Genomic DNA, 18,182 nt, shown 5'->3' on the forward strand with positions numbered 1-18,182 from the left:
CCTGCACGGCGACACGGTGGTGCACACCGGCCACGGCCCGGACACCCGCATCTCCGCGGAACTCGGCACCGTCACCTGAGCGACGGCCGGCCGGGGCTCGGTCCCGGCCGGCACACCGAGGGGCCGGGAGGTCGTCCTCCCGGCCCCTCGGTGGCGGGTCCGCCCTCAGCCCGACAGGCGCTGGGTCAACCACTCGTGGAAGGCGCCGATGTGGTGCTCGGAGGGGACGAGCACGCCACCGTTGGCGTAGGCCCGCGAGGACATCGCCGGCTGGGTGCGCTCGCAGGCCGCGAAGTCCTGCTCGTTGACCCGGTGGAACAGCTCCACCGACCGGGACACGTCCCTGCCCGACTCCACCACGTCGCGGGAGTAGAGCCAGTCGCACTCCACGATCGTCCGGTCCTCCGCGACCGGGAACATGCGGTGGAAGATCACGTGGTCGGGCACCAGGTTGACGAAGACCGTCGGGCGGACCGTGATGGCGTAGTAGCGGCGGTCCTGGTCCTCGGCGACGCCGGGGAGCTTGTCGAAGCCCTCCGTGCCGTCGACGGTGAAGCCCTGGACCTCCTCACCGAACTCCGCGCCGTGCCCGACGAAGAACTGCGCGGCGTAGCCGTCCGCGAACTCCGGGAGCACCTCGGTCAGCTCCGGGTGGATGGTCGCGCAGTGGTAGCACTCCATGAAGTTCTCGATGATGAGCTTCCAGTTGGCCTTCACGTCGTAGGTGATGCGACGGCCCACCGTGAGCGAGTCGAGCTCCCAGCGGTCGATGGACTCCACGTCCCCGAGCCGCTCGCCGATGGCGCCCACGACGTCGTCCTCGAACGACGGGGGCTCCTTCGCCAGACACACCCACGCGTACCCGAGCCACTCCCGCAGGTGCACCGGCACCAGCCCGTACTCCACGCGGTCGATGTCGGGCATCTTCGTCAGGTTCGGGGCCGCGATCAGCTTGCCCTCGAGGTCGTAGGTCCAGGCGTGGTACGGGCACTGGAAGGCGCGCTTGACCGCACCGGAGTCCTCCGTGCAGATCTGTGCCCCGCGGTGCCGGCAGACGTTGAGGAACGCGCGCAGCCCGCCGTCCCGGCTGCGGACGACGAGCACGCTCTCCCTGCCCACCTGGACCTTCTTGAAGGAGCCGGGCGTCGGCAGGTCACCCGAGCGCACGACGCAGAACCACATGTCCTCGAAGACGTGGGCCTGTTCCAACGCGAAGACCTGGGGGTCGGTGTAGTAGTGGCCCGGCAACGTGGAGATGAGGCTCGCGGGCTTCTCGGTGGTGGTCATACGGCACCTCGGGGTTCCGGGGGGCGAGGGAGGGGTGCGCCGGACGTCGCACGACACGGGTCTGCGACGAACCACGGTCGTCGTCCGCCAGCGAGCTCAACACGACCGCCGTGTTGCACATTACTCAGCCGCTCGCGCACAGCGCAACAACGCGCCGCACCGCTCGCGCCCCCGGGTTCAGCGGGTCTGGCTGAAGAAGCCCAGCCTCCTGCTCAGCTCGTCCGCACCCGTCAGCACCCGCCTGGCCAGCTTGGGGAAGTCCTCCGAGGCCATGCGGAAGGACGGCCCGGACACGCTGAGCGCCGCGATCACGTCGCCGTCCGCGTCCCGGACGGGGGCGGCCACGGCACTGAGCCCGACCTCGTACTCCTCGACGGTGCAGCCCCACCCCTGCTCGACGATCCGGTCGAGGTCCTGCCGGAGCACCTCGGGATCGGTGATCGTGGCAGCCGTGAACCGCTGCAGGTCCCGGGACAGCACGCCCTTGCGGACGGCCTCGGGAGCGTGTGCCAGCAGCACCTTGCCGCTCGACGTGGCGTGCAGGGGGGTGCCCTGCCCCACCCAGTTGTGCGTGCTCAGCGCCGCCGGCCCGCGGGCCTGGCTGACGTTCACCGCGCGGTCGGTGTCGAGGATGGCGATGTTGACCGTCTCCTCGAGATCGGCCGCCAGCGCCTCGCAGATCCGCCGCCCCTCCCGGGCGATGTCCAGCTGGGCGGCGGCCGCGCCGGCGAGGCGGACGACACCGAAGCCGAGTCGGTACTTGCCCCGGTCGGCCAGCTGCTCGACGAAGCCCCGGCTCTCCAGCACCGCGACCAGCCGGAAGGCGGTGGACTTGTGCACGCCCAGCTCGGCGGCCACCTCCGTGACACCGGCCTCCCCGTGCGCCGCCAGGATCTCGAGGACACTCAGCGCACGGTCCACGGACTGGACCGCGGCGACCGAGTTCCGCTCTCCGTTCGCACCCCGTGGCCCGCTCATGGCCTCAGGGTAGGGCGCGGACGGAACAGGACCCTGCCGCTCTTGACGGGCCCGGCCGCTCTCCAGCATGCTGTTGCGTCATCGGCACGAAGTTGCGTCCAACGCAACAGCGATGAGCCTGGAGCACACATGATCCCGGTCTGCCCCACGACCGCACTGCCGCCCGGCGAGGCGATCCGCGTCGAGGCCGACGAGCCCATCGCGGTCTTCAACGTCGACGGCGAGTTCTACGCGATCGACGACACGTGCACCCACCAGGACGCCTCGCTGGCCGACGGCTGGCTGGACGGCTGCGCGGTGGAGTGCCCGCTGCACGCCTCCTGCTTCGACCTCCGCACCGGGAAGGTGTCCGGCCCTCCGGCCAAGACGCCCGTCCGCACGCACCGCGTCGTCGTGGCGGACGGCATGGTCTACGTGCGACCCGGGGTCGCCGCGGAGGGCGCCGCGTGAGTCCCACCATCGCCGTGGTCGGGGCCTCGCTGGCCGGCCTCTCCGCCGCGCGCGCGCTCCGCGACCAGTCCTACGACGGCCGGATCGTCGTCGTCGGCGACGAGGAGCACGCCCCCTACGACCGCCCGCCGCTGTCGAAGGAGTTCCTGGCCGGCAGGGCGTCGCTCGACGACATCGCCCTCGGCGCGCCCGACGACGAGGACCTCTCCCTCGAGTGGCGGCTCGGCACGACGGCGGTGGGCCTGGACCCCCTCAGCCGCGCGGTGCTGCTCGAGGACGGCAGCGAGGTCCGTGCCGACGGCGTCGTCCTCGCCACGGGCGCCCGCGCCCGGCGCCTCCCCGGTGGTGACGGCCTCGACGGCGTGCACGTGCTGCGCTCCCTGGACGACGCGCTCGCCCTCCGGGAGGACCTGGCCCTCGCCGAGCGCCTGGTCGTGATCGGTGCCGGGTTCATCGGCGCGGAGGTCGCCTCCACCGCCCGCACCCTCGGACTGGACGTGACCGTCGTCGAGACGCAGCCCGTCCCGCTCGCGGGCCCGCTGGGCACCGACATGGGTGCGGTCTGCGCCGGACTCCACGCCGACCACGGCACCCGCCTGCTGGTCGGTACCGGGGTCGCCGCCCTGGTCGGCACCGGCCGGGTCGAGGCCGTCGAGCTGACCGACGGCACGCGCCTGCCCGCCGACGTGGTGGTCGTGGGCATCGGCGCCACCCCGAACACCGAGTGGCTCGCCCACTCCGGCGTGGCCCTCGGCAACGGCGTCCTCACCGACGCGCGCGGCGCCACCAGCATCCCCGGCGTGGTCGCGGTCGGCGACTGCGCCGCGACGTGGTCGGTCACCGCGGAGCGGCACGTCCGCACCGAGCACTGGACCCACGCGCTCGAGCAACCGGCCACCGCGACCGCCACCCTGCTGGGCACCGGGGGGCCGGTGCCCACGCCCGTGCCCTACTTCTGGTCCGACCAGTACGGCGCCCGCATCCAGTTCGCCGGTTCGCGGCGCGAGGGGGACGTCGCCCGCGTGGTGGAGGGCAGCTGCGCCGACCGCAGCTTCCTGGTCGTCTACGAGCGCGACGGGCACCCGGTGGCCGTCCTCGGGATGAACCAGCCCCGCCTGTTCACCCGGTGGCGCCGGCAGCTGCGCTCGGCGGTGCCGACGCCGTCCTGACCACCCGGCCGGGCCGTCCGGCGGCCAGCGCCCCGAGGAGGGCGGCTGCGCCGGGCAGGCACCCCGGCGGTCCGACGGCCTGAGCAGGTGGTGCGCCCCGGGCCGTCACGTCCCGGCCGTCGCGTCCGGGCCGGACGTCCACCTGGCCCGTCCCACCGGACCGAGCGCGCGGACCCGCGGCCGGCGGACCGACGAGGCGACGCGGTCACGGGCCGCAGCCCCGCCGGTCGAGGCCGGCGGGGCACGGACACCAGCACGCGGGCCGATCCTTCCGCGGAGCCCGACGCGGCGGAGCCTCCCGGCACCGGAGCGGCACGCAGCAGCTCCGGTGCCGGGAGGCTCCTCCCTGCCGGCCGGCGCGCTAGACGGGCGGACCGGACGGTCGGCCCATCGCCTCGGCCCTGGACGAGCTCTGCGCGGGGACGGACGGCGCCCCTCCGGCCGGTGCCACGAAGTTGCCGCTCGGGCTGATGGGCAGCCGGCCGTTCGCCCCCGGGCTCACCGTGGGCGGTCGCCCGGCCTCCGCCGCGGTGTCCGACGAGGGATCCGGCGTCTTCTCCACGACCAGGACGAAGTCGTCGCCGTGGCGGCTGATGCCGTCGACGACGGCCTGCTCGATGGCCAGGGAGGCGTAGTTGCCGCGCAGGACGATCGGGTCGTGGCGGAGGTCCTTGACCAGGCTCACCGCCATCGCCGCCATGACCAGCGCGAACGGCAGGGCCGCGATGATCGTCAGGTTCTGCAGCCCCGTCAGCGCGGCGCCGTCCTCCCCCAGCAGCAGCATGATCGCTGCGACGGAGCCCATCACCACGCCCCAGAAGACGACGACCCAGCGGCTCGGCTCCAGGGTGCCGCGCTGCGACAGCGAGCCCATGACGATCGAGGCCGCGTCCGCACCGGACACGAAGAAGATCGCCACGAGCACCATCACGAGCACGGTCGCGGCGGTGGCCAGGGGGTACTGCTCGAGGACGGCGAACAGCTGCCCCTCGGTGGTGCCCTGACCGGCGATGTCGACGCCGTTGCGCTGGGCGGCGATCCCGGCCCCGCCGAACACCGCGAACCACAGCAGGCTGACCAGGCTGGGCACCAGGAGGACGCCCGTCACGAACTGGCGGATGGTGCGGCCGCGGCTGATGCGGGCGATGAACAGCCCGACGAACGGCGTCCAGCTGATCCACCACGCCCAGTAGAAGACCGTCCAGCCGCGCAGCCAGGTGGCCATCGCGTCGCCACCGGTGGCCTCGGTGCGCGCGGCCATCTCGCCGAGGTCGGAGAAGTAGCTGCCGACCGCGTCGGGGATCAGGTTCAGGATGAAGATCGTCGGGCCGAGGACGAAGACGAACACCGCGAGCACCAGGGCCAGGACCATGTTGGTGTTCGACAGCCACTGGATCCCCCGCTCGATGCCGGAGACCGCCGAGGCGACGAAGGCCGCGGTGAGGACCGCGATGATCGCGACCAGGACGCCGTTGCCCACGTCGCCGGCCCAGCCGAGGATCTCCACGCCGCTGCCGATCTGCAGGGCACCCAGGCCCAGGGAGGCAGCCGAGCCGAACAGCGTCGCGAAGATGGCCAGGACGTCGATGACGCGGCCGGCCGGCCCCTCGGCCCGCCGGCGGCCGAGCAGCGGGATGAAGGCGGAGCTGATCAGCTGCCGGCGGCCCTTGCGGAAGGTGCCGTAGGCGATGGCCAGCCCGACGACGGCGTACATCGCCCACGGGTGCAGCGTCCAGTGGAACAGCGTGGTCGCCATCGCCGTCTGGATCGCCTCCGACGACCCGGCCTCGGTCGTCAGCGGGGGTGGCGCGACGAAGTGCGACAGCGGCTCGGCGACCCCGAAGAACATGAGGCCGATGCCCATGCCCGCGCTGAACATCATCGCGATCCACGAGATGGTGCGGAACTCCGGCTGCTCGTTGTCGCGTCCCAGTGGGATCCGCCCGTACTTGCCGGCCGCCAGCCAGATGACGTAGATGACGAAGGCCGAGGCCAGCAGCACGAACAGCCACCCGAGGTTGCCGGTGATCCAGCCGAGGGCCGTACCGCTGGCGGTGCCGAGACCCGTCGGGCTCACGAAGCCCCAGGCGACGAAGCCCAGCGCCATGATCGCGGCGATGGCGAACAGGACCCGGTCCACGGCCCAGTGCCGGTCGGCGACGCAGGGCGGGGGCTCGGCGATCGCCGGGTGGGTCCCGGTCACGGTCACGTCCGTCGCGTGGACGGCGGGACGGTCCGCCGCGGTCGCCGCGCCCTCGCCGGACGGGGGATCAGCCCCCACGGCTCCTGGTCGGCTCCTCTGGGGAGAGGACGAGGTGGGCTTCCGTGGGTTCTCCATGACGTTCCCCATCTCTGTTGCGTCATTCGAGACCGACTTCGCAAGAGGGAACCAGAATGTCGACAGGTGAACAAGGGTCGAACGTGACCGTTTACACAGTCCCGCCCCGAGGAGACTGCGCGTGACCTCGTCGTGACGTCAAGGACACGGACGTCCGGAGGACGGGCGAGCACCGACGGGGTGTCAGCCGCCGCCCGTTCGTCCGGCACCGGCCAGTGTGGACCTCCGTCAGGTTCGTCGAGCACTCGTGGGCCCGCGCCGAGGCCGCGGGGGCCGGTGCGGTGGTGGACTCGCACGCCGCAGCGAGGACGCCCGATCCGAGGATCCTCGTCGACCTGCTGGGAGGACCTGCTGGGGTCCCCCCGGCGCCGGGTGCCGGGACGATCGGTGCGGTCGACGTCGGTTCGGCCCTCCTCGACGACGCGTGCCGCCCGGGAGGTCGTCGGATCCGGGTCGGGACCCGACGACGGGGTCGGCTGACGCGGCATCCGGGAGCGGGGGCGTGGTGCTCCCGCGGCGATCGCCCTACCGTTCCTGCAGAGCTGCGTCAGCAGTCCTGACCGGACTCGTCCGTCCTCTCTTCCCAGCGGTCCCCGTGGAGGAGTCACGATGGTCACCTCTCGCTCCCGGCGTCCGGCGTGGGCCCGTGCGGCTGCCGCGGCGACTCTCCTCGTGGCAGCCGGCTGCGGCGGCGGCAGCTCCGAGGCGGGCTCCACGCCGGCCAGTGCGACCGACGAGTCGTCGCCGGCCGGGCAAGCGGCCGACCTGGAAGGCACGTGGCAGACCCCGGACATCCCGCTCGAGGAGGCTCGGGTCGTCTACGAGGACGCCGGCGGCAGCTCTGCTGATGCGGAGGCGTTCGTGGACCAACTCGGCTCCGGCTCGGCCCAGAGCACCATCCAGTTCCAGTTCCACGCCCACGACGGCGTGTGGGACCAGTACGAGCGGGCCGACCACGGCGAGGCGGAGCGCGGTTGGACGGGCACGTACACGGTCGACGGCGACGTGGTCCACGCCCGGGAGGCGGATGCCGGGTGCGCCATCGACTACCGCGCGACGCTCGAGGGGGACCAGCTCACCCTCGAGGTCCTCCGCGACGAGGGACAGAACCCGGAGTGCAGTTCGGTGGACCTGCTCGCGCAGCGCACGATCTACGAGAGCGCTCCGTTCTCCAAGGTGGAGTGACCACCGGCGGTCGTCATCACGGCGGACTCCACGGAGGCTGCACCGGCCGATGACCGTGCGGAGTCCACGCTGCTCCCGTGCGGCGGAGCGGCGGAGGACCCGCCGAGGTGGCGGACCGCCGGCGGGTCAGCGGAACCGGATGCTGCTCAGCATGGTCTCGAAGTGCTCGAAGAGCTCGGGGGCGTCGGGGCTGTCCTTGGCGATGCGTGCCCAGGCCAGGAGGGTCTCGTCGCCGAGGTCGATCACAGCCAGACGGAGCTCGCGGTCCGGCTGGAGTCCGAAACACCCGACGGGATCGTCGATCTCGGCGTCGGAACTGACGCACCCCAGAGATCCGTCGTAGTACCCCTCGGCCCGGCCGGGCTGGGACGTGGCGGTCATCACCGTGGCCGGCCGACCGTCGACCTCGGTGCCGGCCTCGTCCTCCAGCTGGAAGTCCGGCTGGCTGTGCAGGTACGACACGAAGTCCGCAGGCGGGTCGGTCGGACTGCCCGTCCCGGGCACGTAGGTCACGACCGGGACCAGGAACCGCACCCGGGAGTCGTCGACCGCGGCGCTCCAGTAGACCAGGTGCGCGGAGTCCTCCTCCGGGGTCACCGACGTGAGCCAGGTGTCGACCTCCAGCGTCAGCGGCACCACGAACGCCTGGGTGGAGTAGGGCTCCGGCCCCGAGGGCTCGGCCGCCGCAGGACTCCGTGTGGAGCTGAACGAGGACCCGCTGGAGGACGTCCCGGCGCTGGAGGAGGTGCCGGATCCACAGGCGGTGAGTGCTGCTGCGGCGACGGTCACCAGGAGGGTGGTGCCGGCGATCCCACGGCGATCAGGCATGTCGCCCTCCAGGGGCCAGAGGAGCAGCCGCCATGATGACCGCGTCCGGCGGGGTGCCGTTCGGACGGGCCACCCGTGGCGGCGTACTGCGGTGGACGGCGGCGCGGTGGCTGCGTGCCGGAGTCGGTCGACTGCGGTCCAGGAGCACGCGTCGCGCAGGTCGTCTCGGCGCTCCCGGGCCGGCGGGGTCCGGAGACGGGGACAGGTCGCCCGGACCGACGTCGGACACCACCGGAGGTGACGTCTGACGCGTCCACCCGGTGGGACGAGCACCCTTCCGTCGACGCCCCGAGGCGGGGGGACCTCCCTCCCCACGCCCCGATCGCGGGGCCGGACCGGGCCGGACGGGCGGCGGGTCCCGCTCTCCGTCGGACGGCCTCGCGCGCCGTGGCGGCAGACCTGGACCGCGCACCGGTGGGACACGAGACTGGCCCAGTACCGGACCACCAGGAGGCGCGCGTGGAACTCGGCATCGACCTGGGCACCACCACGACGGTCGTGAGCGAGGCCCGCCGCGGGGTCCTCTTCGAGGGGCCCACCGTCATGCTGGTGCGGCGCGGGGGCGGTCGCCGGGACCGGGTCCTCGCCGTCGGCGCCGAGGCCGCCGACCTGCTCGGCCGCGCGCCCTCCCGCTTCACGCCGGTGCGGCCCCTCGACGACGGGGGCGTCACCGACCTGGAGACCGCCCGCGTCTACCTGCGGGCGGTCCTGCACGCGGCGGGGCAGCGCCCGTGGCGGCTCCCGGTGCGCGCCGTCGTCACCGTGCCCGTCGGCTCCTCCGCGCTGGAGACCCGGGCGCTGATCGAGGCCGCGGAGGAGGCGGGCATCCGCCCGGTGACCGCCCTCGACGCGCCCATCGCCGGCGCCGTCGGCTGCGGCGTCGACCCGATGGAGCGCCGGGTGCACCTGGTCGTCGACGTCGGTGGCGGCACGGCGGAGGCGGTCGCGTTCTGCTACGGCGGCGTGCTCGCCTCCCGCACCGGCCGCACCGGCGGGGAGGAGATGACGCTGGCCGTCGCCCGCTGGCTGCGCGAGGAGCACCAGCTGCACGTCGGCGACCTCGAGGTGGAGGCGCTCAAGGTCCGGGTCGGCTCGGACGGCGACGGGCCGCTGGTCGTGCAGGGCCGCGACGGGATCGCCGGCCGCCCCCGGCTGGCCACGGTGCGGGCCGCCGAGGTGGCCGAGGCGGTGCGGCCGGTGACCGACCAGGTCGTCCGGACGCTCGCGCCCGTCCTGGACGACCTCCCCCCGCAGGCCCTCTCCGACGTCATGGCGGAGGGCGTGCTGGTGTTCGGCGGGGGCTCGCTGGTGCCCGGCCTGCCCCAGGAGCTGGAGCGGGCGCTGGGCCTCCCCGTCACGACGGCCGCGGAGCCCCTCACGTGCGTCGCCGAGGGCGCCGCCCGGGCGCTGCGCAACCGGCCGCTGCTGGCGGCCTACGGCCGCCGCTGACCGTCAGGGCCCCTGCACCGGCCCGGTGGCGAGGACGTCGGCACGGTGGTCGAGGAAGTACTGCAGCCCGTCGTTCGCCACGGTGGCCGCGTCGCCTCTCCGCTCGTACGGCCCCTGCACCACGGAGGTCACCACGATCTCGGGAGCGTCGATCGGGGACGCGGCGGTCATCCAGAAGTCGTACTCGTCGGCGCCCAGGCCGCCGTCCTGGGCGGTGCCGCTCTTGGCGCCGACCGGCGCGGGGAGGCCGGCCAGCCGGGTGCCGGTCCCGGTGGTCACGACCTGTCGCATCCCCTCCCGGACCGGCCCGAGCCCGTCGGCGAAGGTCAGCGGCGACGGGGCCGGGGCGGGGACGGCGGTGAAGGTCCCCTCCGTGCCGACCGCCAGGCCGAGGCGCGGGGTGACCAGGACGCCGGTGGCGACGGCCGCGGTCCACCGGGCGTTCTGCAGCGGCGTCACCTGGATCTCGCCCTGCCCGATGCCGAGGATGACCGTCGACCCGCCGTACCAGGTGCCGCCGTCGGCCGCCACGGACTCCGGGGTGCCCAGGTAGCCGGCGGACTCGCCGGGCAGGTCGATGCCGGTCGGCTGCCCCACCCCGAGCGCCCCGGCGGTCTCCGCGATCGCCTCGGGCCCGAGGGCCAGCGCGAGCTTGTAGAAGTAGACGTCGTTGGACCACGCGATCGCCTCGACGAGGTCCATCGGTCCCATCGGCTTCCAGTTGCCGAACGTGTGGCCGCCGTAGGTGAAGCTGCCGCCGGTGGGGATGACCGAGTCCGCGTCGAAGGCCCCGTGGGCCTGGTTGGCCGCGGCCACCACCAGCTTGAACGTCGATCCGGGCGGCAGCGCCGCCTGGGTGACGTGCTCGAGCGTCGGCGAGCCCGGCGCCCCGGCCAGCGCCGCCAGCGCGGCGGGGTCGGCCGGGGGCCCGTAGACGCCGTTGTCGAAGGACGGGGCGCTCGCCATCGCGAGCACCTGACCCGTCCGGGGGTCCATCGCGACGGCGGCGGCGACGTGCCCGTCGGGTCGCCGCTGGGCGTCCAGCGCCGCGACCAGCCCCTGGTACACCTGCCGCTGCAGCCCCAGGTCGAGGGAGAGACGCAGGTCGGCCCCGGGCACCGGCGCCACCCGCTCGGCCAGCGCGACGGGCACGCCCGCCGGGTCGACGTAGAGGCACTGGCGCCCGTTGACGCCGCGCAGCACCGCGTCGTACTGCAGCTCCAGACCGGCGCGGCCGACGAACTCCCCCGCCGGCAGGACGGCCCAGCGCGCCTCGGACTCGGGCGTGGCCACGCCGACGAAGCCGAGCACCGGCCCCAGCGCCGCGCCCTCCGGGTACCACCGGCGGGGCTCCGGGACGACGAGCACGCCGGGAATGCCGGCCGCGGTGACCGCGTCGCCGGTCGGGCGGGGCACGTCGGCCACCGGCAGCGACAGGGTGGTGGGCGCCGCGGCGTCGATCTGGGCCTGCAGGTCGCCGGGGGCCCGGCCGGTCAGGGCGGCGAGCCGGTCGACGGCCGACGGGGCGTCGCGCAGCAGGGCGGGGACGACGAGGACGCGGTCCACGCCGGTGCCGGCGACCGCGGCGTCCACGGCGAGGGGCGTGTCGTGCCGGTCGGTGATCGCGCCGCGGGGGGCGGGCAGCCGGATGCACCGGGTCATCTGCTCCTCGCCGGCGAGCGTGAGCTCCTCGCCGCGGGTGACCTGCAGCCGCCACCCGTAGACCCCGAAGGCGACGAGCAGGACCGAGAGGGCGACCGCGGCCAGCCGGACCAGCCGCGGTCGCGGGTTGCGCCGGCTCGGCAGGGCCCACAGCCGCCGGCGGGTGCCGTCCCGGCGGACGCCCAGGACGACGCCGATGGCGGCCAGGTGCACGACGAGGGCCGTGCCGCCGTAGCTGAGCAGGGGGAACGGGACGCCGGCCAGCGGCAGCAACCCGAGGTTGGCCCCCACCGAGACCACGGTCTCCACGCCCATGAGGACGGCCAGCCCGCCGCCGACGAGCGCGGCGTGCGGCGTGCGCGCCCGGCGGCTGGCCAGCGCGAGCCGCCACACCAGGACGACGACGGCGAGGACCACCCCGGCGCCGGCGACCAGGCCCCACTGGCCGACCAGGCTGGCCGGCGCGAGGTCGGTGTGCCCCTCGGGCAGGTACTCCGCGCGCAGCTCGCGCAGCGGGTCGTCCGCCCGTCCGAGCAGCCCGCCGGAGGCCACCGAGATGTGCGCCTGGCGCAGCGCCCAGCCCGAGCCGGTGGGCGACTCGTGGGCGCCGACGAGGAAGGTGCCCAGGCGCTGGAGCTGGTAGGGCTGCAGCAGGCTGATCAGGAGCGGCGCGGAGATCACCGCCGCGGCGCCCAGCGGCAGCAGGAAGCGCGCCGGCACCCGCCCGAGGACGAGCATCGACGCGGTGAGGACGGCCAGCAGCATGGTGGTGCTCAGGTCCGGCTGGAGCAGGGTGAGCGCGATGGGCACGACCGCCAGCAGCACGGCCAGCGCGAAGCGGCGCCAGGCCGGCCGGCCGGAGCCGAGGACGGCGGCGAGGACCAGCAGCAGCCCGAGCTTGGCCAGCTCCGAGGGCTGGAAGGTGACCGAGCCGAGGACGAACCATCGGGTGGCGCCCTTCACCGTCACCCCGACCGTCAGGACGCCGACGAGGAAGACGACGGCCGCGCCGTAGGCCAGCCAGCCCAGGACGCCCAGGTAGCGCACCCGGACCCGCCAGAAGACGGCGAGGGCGAGCACCCCGCCGACGGCGATGGCCGCCTGGCGCGCGGCGAGCTCGGTCTCGCCGATGAGGACCAGGTTGGCCAGCCCGAGCCCGACCAGGGCGAGCGCGGCGACGACGGCGAGCAGGTCGAACCGTGCGCTGCGGCGGTCGCGGCGCTCCTGCCGGGTCCGCCGGCGGCGACCGTCGCCGTCCTCCGGCTCCTCGGCAGCCGCCCGCGCACCGGCCCACAGCACCCGGCGCTGGCGCCGGGTCCACCGCCGGCTGCGCTCCTCGTCCACCGGTCCGCCGGCGTCCCTCTCGTCCAGCACGCGCGTCCTCCCGTCAGCGGACCGGCGCGTCGGGCGGACAGGAGCCCACGGACAGCGGGGCGGACGCCGCGGCGGCGGGCTGCTCGGTGACGGCCAGCACGGCCACGGCGGGGAGGGCGGGCAGCGCGACGACCCCGACGGCCTCGGCCCGCGTACCACCGGCGGGGACGGCGACCGATCCGCCGGGCGTGGTCGACGTGGCGCCGGTGCAGCGGTCGACGAGGGTGTAGGTCCAGCTCACCTGCCGCGGCTCGCTCCTCGGCTGCAGGCGCACCTGCACCCGGACGGTGCACGGCGTGCCCGGGGTGCACGCGGCGAGGTTGCGCAGGTCCACCGCGGTGACGTCCCCGGCCGCCGCGGGCGCGGGTGGGGTCACCGGCACGCCGTCGGGCTCCGGCGCCGCTGACGGCTCGGTGCCGCTGCGGCCGGCGTCCAGCAGCACCTCGACGTCGGCGGCGATGTCGTCCCGGAGCACGACGACCTCGACGAGGACCACCGCGCCGAGGACCACCACGGACAGCAGCCACCCGCCGATCCGCCGCCACGTGCTGCCCGAGGGCGCCAGGGAGGACCGGCGCACGGGGGCCGCGCGGCCCGGGCCCGGCGGGGAGCCGGCCCGCGCCGCGGCCGGGCCGGCGAGGACGGCCCGCACCAGCGCGGCCAGCTCGGCGCGGACGGCGGCGCGGTCGGCGGCGCTCGCCGTCTCCTGGAGCCGTTCGGCCACGGCGGGCACGCCGGCCACCGGCAGGTCGGCCGCCGCGGAGTCGAGCCGGGCCAGCAGGTCCGCCGCCGCGCCCTCCGCCGGGCGGCCGCGGGACCGCGCGGCCGCCGCGATGCCGGCGAGGACCGCGGCCAGAGCGGTCCCTGCCGGGGCGCCCGCCGTCGCGGGATCGAGGCGCACCCGCCCGTCGGTCCCGACGGTCACCCGGTCGAGCAGGTCCGGGCCGCCCGCCCGGGCGGCGTCCTCCGGGGCCCGCGCGGCCTCGGCGAGCAGGTCCGCACCGAGCTCGACGGCCTGCGCGGCCGTGAGCCGGGCCAGGGCGGTCAGCCGGGCCAGCGGGACACCAGTGACCGCGCCCGGCGGCGCGTCGGGCCGGTCGCGAGGGCGCGGGACCTGGTCCAGTGAGCGCTGGTCGGGTGCGCGGTGGTCGTGCTCGTGCGCGCGGCGCTCGGGCGCCCGGTCGATCGTCAGGTCCGCCACCCGCTGTCACCCCACCGCGTCGATCCGGGATGCGAGGAGGCCCAGGCTGGGACACCGGACCCACGGCTGTCACCCGGTTCCGTCGCGCCGTCGTCTCGTCTCCGGCGCGTCGTGCCGGTGTGCCCGGCGCGCCCCGGCCGAGATCCCGGCCGCGTCGGGCCCCCGGCCGGTCGCGGGGGGTCCGCCGCCGACCGTCACCCGGTCGGCTCGCCGTCCTCCTGCGCGTCCCGTTCGTCGTCCTCGGCCGGTGGCCGGGCCTGCGCCTGTGTCACGTGGTCCGCCACCGTGGCCCAGCGGTCGACCCGGGCGAGCCGGCGCCGCTCCAGCTCGCCGAGCCGGCTCTCGGGCGCGGCGACGACGAGGAAGGAGGCGTGGCGCTCCCAGACGTCGAGCCCCAGCGACATGCCGAGCAGCTCGGCGACGCTGCGGCCGGCCTCCGGGGTCACGCGGGCGACCACCGGCTCGTCGCCCTCGCCCGCGGTCAGCGGCTGCGGGCCCGCGCAGCCGACCTCGCCGCGGGGCTGCCGGTGGGACCTGGACCGGGCACGACCGGTCAGTGCTCCGGCCGCTCGAGGACGCGCTCGATGAACTCGAACGCCGCCGGGCGGTTCTCCTCCCAGCAGGGCCGGATCTCGCTGGACGGCAGGATGAACCCGCCCTCCTCGGCGGAGGCCGGGCGCAGTTCGATGGTGAACGACACCGCGTCGTACTCCCCGTAGGTCCAGTCGGTCGTGTCACCCGCCGTCGGGTACAGCTCCGACGACTGCTGGGCGACGTAGGTCCTGCCGTGCACCTTGCGGATCAGCTGCTCCATCTCCTGGGCCAGGTCCCGGTGCTCGGCGAAGTCGCTCTGGTCGGCGATCCGCTCGGCCGTGTAGCCCCACGGGTACAGGATCAGCTGCGAGTAGCTGTGGTAGCTGAGGACGCCGCTGAAGCGCTCGCGGGCGACGAGGTCCCGCACCGCCCGCACCTCGGGCTCGGAGAAGGCCCGCGGGCCGACGTACGTCGCGTCGGACGGGACGTGGCTGGAGGTGCTGACGTCGAGCGAGCCCCACATGTAGCCGTAGTTGCGGTTCGGGTCGACACCGACGCTGCCGTCCCGGTTCGGGCGCCGGTTCTTGCGCCACAGCCGGTGGTCGGTGCGCGTGTACTCGTGGCCGTCCGGGTTGACCATCGGCGCCACCCAGACCTCGCCCTGCTGCAGCCACCGCTGCACGGGGTCGGACGAGGAGTTCTCGAGCAGGTGCTCGGCCAGCAGGTGGGGCACCTCGACGGCGAGCCACTCCCGCGCGTGGTGACAGCCGAGGACGGCGACCTTCCGGGTGCTGCCGCGGCGCTCGCCGATGCGCAGCGCCCACAGCGGGCGGCCCTCCACGCTGCGCCCGATCTCGTGCAGCTCGGCGATCTCCGGGTGCTCCTCGGCCAGGCGCCGCACGTCCTCCTCCAGGCTCGCCACCGTGTGGTAACCGGTCGCGGCGGCGTCGGTCGCGAAGGTGGACAGGTAGGGCTCGAGCATCTGCACCTGCTCGACGCCGTACCCCATCGCCTCCAGCCGGGCGGCCTGGGCCTCGTCGGCCTCCACCACCAGGTGATCCGGCCTCACCTCCCACACGTCCAGGCCCAGCGGAGCGGTGAGCAGCCGGGCGAGCGGGGCCCGCGGGCTCGTGGACGTGACTCTCGCGATCAGGCTCGCCATCGGACCCTCCCGTGCTGCGGCACCGGCAGACGGGGACCCGGCCCGCCGGGTGCCGACGCTAGGCACGACCCGTCACCGGGGCGTCACGTCGGTGCCACGGCCGTCGCGGTCGGTGCGCGTGTCCGTCGTGGCCGCTGACGACCACCTCGCCCGGCAGTCCCCGCCACGTCGCGCGGTGGCGTCACCGGGGTCGGGGAGGCGCTTCCTCCGTCCGGGCGGCGTGCCGCCCCGCCTCGCTGCCACGGCCCGGGGGGCCGGCGAAGGCCTGTGCCACGTCGAGCCAGGTCTCGGCGTCGCGTCCCACGGCCGTGAGCGCCAGCCGGGCCCGGGGGCGGCGTTGCACCACCCGCAGGCAGAAGTCCAGCAGCGGCCCGGTGACGCGCTGCTCGGCGTCCGCGGGTCCGTTGCTCCACACGGAGCCGTCGGCGCGGTCGAGCTCGACCCGGACGGGGGCGGCCGGGACGGGCAACCCGTGGGCGGCGAAGGCGAAGGCGCGCGTGCGCACGCCGAGGTGGGCGACGTGGTCCAGTCGCGGTGAGTCGAGCGGCTCCAGACCCAGGGCGTCCCGGACGTCGGTGCCGTGCGCCCAGGTCTCCATGAGCCGGGCCGTCGCCATGGACGCCACGCTCATCGGCGGGCCGAACCACGGCAGCCGGACCCCGTCGGGTGCCGCGGCCAGCGCGGCCGCGAGCCGCTCCCGCCCGGAACGCCAGCGAGCCAGCAGGGCCGCCGGCGGCAGCGCCGCGCCCTCCGCTGCCGCTCGGTCGACGGCGTCCGAGGGGTCGTCCGCGGCCCGCTCGAACCCGCCCGGGTCCGTGGTGGCCTGCAGCGCGACCTCGTCCGTCCAGGCGAGGTGCGCGACCTGGGAGGCGATCGTCCACCCGTGCGCCGGGGTGGGCCGCGCCCAGTCCGCGGGCGCGAGACGGACGAGGACCTCCTCCAGTGCCGAGCCCTCGGCCGCCAGGTCGGCGAGCAGCTGCCGTCTCACCGTGCCTCCGCCGCCGCTCTCCGGCGGAGCTCGGCGCGCTGGACCTTGGCGGACGCCGTCATCGGCAGCTCGTCGACCAGCCGCCAGGACCGCGGGACCTTGAACGGCGACAGCCGGTCCCGGCAGTGGTCGGTCAGCTCCGCCGGGCTCGGGTCCCGGCTGCCGGCCGGCACCACGAAGGCCACGACCAGCTCGCCCCACCGCTCGTCGGGCACACCCACCACCGCGGCGTGGGCGACGTCCGGGTGCGCCACCAGGACCTCCTCCACCTCGACCGGGGACACGTTCTCACCCCCGGTCTTGATCATGTCCTTGATGCGCCCGACGACGCGGCACGCTCCGTCGGCGTCCATCTCCGCCAGGTCGCCGGTGTGCAGCCACCCGTCGGCGTCGATGGCCTCGGCCGTGGCGGCCGGGTCGTCGAGGTACCCCCGCGTGATGCGCGCCCCCCGGACCCACAGCTCGCCGGCGGTCCCGGGCGGGACGGCCGATCCGTCCGGGCCGGCGATGCGCACGTCCGTGCCGGCCAGGGGCGCACCCACGGTCTGCCGGCGGATCGGGTCGGGATCGGTCGGCGCGGTCTGCAGCACGGCGCCGCAGGTCTCGGTCATGCCGAAGGTGATCGAGAGCCGGGCGCCGAACAGGGTCTCGACGCGGTCGACGAACGCGGGGGGAACCGTCATGCCGCCGGTGAAGAGGACCTCCAGCGCGGACAGGTCGGTGTCCGGCAGGTCCGGGTGGCTCGCCAGCAGGTCCAGCAGCGTGGGCGCGGCCGACAGCAGGGTGGCCCGGCGGTCGGCCAGCGCCTGCAGCACCGGCGCCGGGGCGAAGGGCAGGACGACGTGCTCCGCCCGCGCCCACAGCGCTCCCACGACGCCGAGCACGTTGCCGGCGGTGTGGAACAGCGGCATCGGGTCCACCCAGACCCGTCCCGCCCGCGGGCCGAGCCGGTCGGCGAACGCGCGGCCGGTGGTGACCATGCCGGAGTGCGTGATGCGGACGCCCTTGGCCCGCCCCGTGGTGCCGGAGGTGAACTGCACCTGCGCGAGGCTCTCCGGGTCGACCACCGGCAGGTCGGGAGGCTCCGCCAGCTCGATCGCGGAGCGCCACCCCGCGCCGCACCGGCGGACCTCCCGCAGCGCGGGCAGCCGGTCGGCGGCCTCGGCGGCGAGGTCGGCGACCGGGTTGCCCCCGGCGTCCACGGCGGCGTAGAGGCGCACCGCGCCGGACAGCCGCAGGGCGTGCTCGAGCTCCGCCGGGCGCGACCGGGGGTTGATCGGCACCAGGGTCATCCCGGCCAGCGCCACCCCCAGCTGGAGCAGCACCGGCTCCGGGCCGTTGCTCAGGCAGGTGGCGACGCGGGAGCCCGGCTCGAGGTCGCGGAGCAGGCCACCGGCGACCGCCCGGGCGTCGGCGAGCAGCTGCTCCGCCGTCCACGTCTCGCCGGTGGCCGGCGTGCTGAGCAGCAGGTCCTCCGGCGCCTCCCGGGCCGCCCGGTGGAGGACGTCGCCGAGGACGCCCTCCACCGGGCCCGGGACCGGAGCGGCCAGCAGCTCACTGCGGTCCAGGGGCACGAC

General features: G+C 75.3%; 14 protein-coding genes. 4 read left to right on the forward strand and 10 right to left on the reverse strand.

The window, feature by feature from the left end:
- Positions 1–165 precede the first annotated feature (165 nt).
- Positions 166–1,287 carry an aromatic ring-hydroxylating oxygenase subunit alpha gene (locus LY71_RS22655; RefSeq protein WP_106282116.1) on the reverse strand — a complete coding sequence of 374 codons (1,122 nt, stop codon included), beginning with the start codon at positions 1,285–1,287 and terminating at the stop codon, positions 166–168.
- Positions 1,288–1,464: 177 nt separating this feature from the next.
- Positions 1,465–2,208: an IclR family transcriptional regulator gene (locus LY71_RS22660; protein ID WP_245888246.1), complete on the reverse strand. Its 744-nt coding sequence runs from the start codon at positions 2,206–2,208 to the stop codon at positions 1,465–1,467.
- A 186-nt stretch (positions 2,209–2,394) separates the two neighbouring features.
- Here LY71_RS22660 and LY71_RS22665 point away from each other — a divergent pair, with 186 nt between their 5' ends.
- Complete coding sequence (locus LY71_RS22665; RefSeq protein ID WP_106282120.1) at positions 2,395–2,715, forward strand: bifunctional 3-phenylpropionate/cinnamic acid dioxygenase ferredoxin subunit; 321 nt, start codon at positions 2,395–2,397, stop codon at positions 2,713–2,715.
- Complete coding sequence (locus tag LY71_RS22670; RefSeq protein WP_106282122.1) at positions 2,712–3,884, forward strand: NAD(P)/FAD-dependent oxidoreductase; 1,173 nt, start codon at positions 2,712–2,714, stop codon at positions 3,882–3,884. The genes LY71_RS22665 and LY71_RS22670 overlap by 4 nt, the downstream gene beginning before the upstream one ends.
- 361 nt (positions 3,885–4,245) lie before the next feature.
- Here the strand turns inward: LY71_RS22670 and LY71_RS22675 are convergent, their stop codons facing one another.
- Positions 4,246–6,087: a BCCT family transporter gene (locus LY71_RS22675; RefSeq protein WP_170121458.1), complete on the reverse strand. Its 1,842-nt coding sequence runs from the start codon at positions 6,085–6,087 to the stop codon at positions 4,246–4,248.
- A gap of 744 nt (positions 6,088–6,831) precedes the next feature.
- Here LY71_RS22675 and LY71_RS22680 point away from each other — a divergent pair.
- The gene (locus tag LY71_RS22680; RefSeq protein ID WP_106282124.1) at positions 6,832–7,407 is read left to right on the forward strand and encodes a hypothetical protein; all 576 of its coding nucleotides are present in this window, start codon (positions 6,832–6,834) and stop codon (positions 7,405–7,407) included.
- Between the two features lie 126 nt (positions 7,408–7,533).
- Here LY71_RS22680 and LY71_RS22685 read toward each other — a convergent pair whose 3' ends face one another.
- The gene (locus LY71_RS22685; protein WP_146146225.1) at positions 7,534–8,235 is read right to left on the reverse strand and encodes a hypothetical protein; all 702 of its coding nucleotides are present in this window, start codon (positions 8,233–8,235) and stop codon (positions 7,534–7,536) included.
- A 459-nt stretch (positions 8,236–8,694) separates the two neighbouring features.
- Between LY71_RS22685 and LY71_RS22690 the strand changes: the two genes are divergently transcribed.
- Positions 8,695–9,684, forward strand: coding sequence for a rod shape-determining protein (locus LY71_RS22690; protein WP_106282128.1), 990 nt, complete (start codon positions 8,695–8,697; stop codon positions 9,682–9,684).
- Between the two features lie 3 nt (positions 9,685–9,687).
- Here the strand turns inward: LY71_RS22690 and LY71_RS22695 are convergent, their stop codons facing one another.
- From LY71_RS22695 to LY71_RS22720, 6 genes are all read right to left on the reverse strand, one after another.
- Positions 9,688–12,720: an FtsW/RodA/SpoVE family cell cycle protein gene (locus LY71_RS22695; RefSeq protein ID WP_245888247.1), complete on the reverse strand. Its 3,033-nt coding sequence runs from the start codon at positions 12,718–12,720 to the stop codon at positions 9,688–9,690.
- Positions 12,721–12,733: 13 nt separating this feature from the next.
- Positions 12,734–13,921 (reverse strand): hypothetical protein, encoded by a 1,188-nt coding sequence (locus tag LY71_RS22700; RefSeq protein WP_106282130.1) that lies wholly within the window; start codon positions 13,919–13,921, stop codon positions 12,734–12,736.
- Between the two features lie 194 nt (positions 13,922–14,115).
- Positions 14,116–14,367 carry a hypothetical protein gene (locus tag LY71_RS22705; RefSeq protein ID WP_245888248.1) on the reverse strand — a complete coding sequence of 84 codons (252 nt, stop codon included), beginning with the start codon at positions 14,365–14,367 and terminating at the stop codon, positions 14,116–14,118.
- A gap of 107 nt (positions 14,368–14,474) precedes the next feature.
- Positions 14,475–15,617 (reverse strand): M14 family metallopeptidase, encoded by a 1,143-nt coding sequence (locus tag LY71_RS22710; protein ID WP_106282134.1) that lies wholly within the window; start codon positions 15,615–15,617, stop codon positions 14,475–14,477.
- 181 nt (positions 15,618–15,798) lie between these two features.
- The gene (locus LY71_RS22715; RefSeq protein ID WP_106282136.1) at positions 15,799–16,605 is read right to left on the reverse strand and encodes a TIGR03084 family metal-binding protein; all 807 of its coding nucleotides are present in this window, start codon (positions 16,603–16,605) and stop codon (positions 15,799–15,801) included.
- A complete protein-coding gene (locus LY71_RS22720; protein WP_106282138.1) occupies positions 16,602–18,179 on the reverse strand; it encodes a class I adenylate-forming enzyme family protein in 1,578 nt (525 codons plus the stop codon). Before LY71_RS22720 ends, LY71_RS22715 begins: the two co-directional genes overlap by 4 nt.
- Between the last annotated feature and the right edge of the window lie 3 nt (positions 18,180–18,182).

The organism is Geodermatophilus tzadiensis (assembly GCF_003002915.1).
Taxonomy (GTDB): domain Bacteria; phylum Actinomycetota; class Actinomycetes; order Mycobacteriales; family Geodermatophilaceae; genus Geodermatophilus; species Geodermatophilus tzadiensis.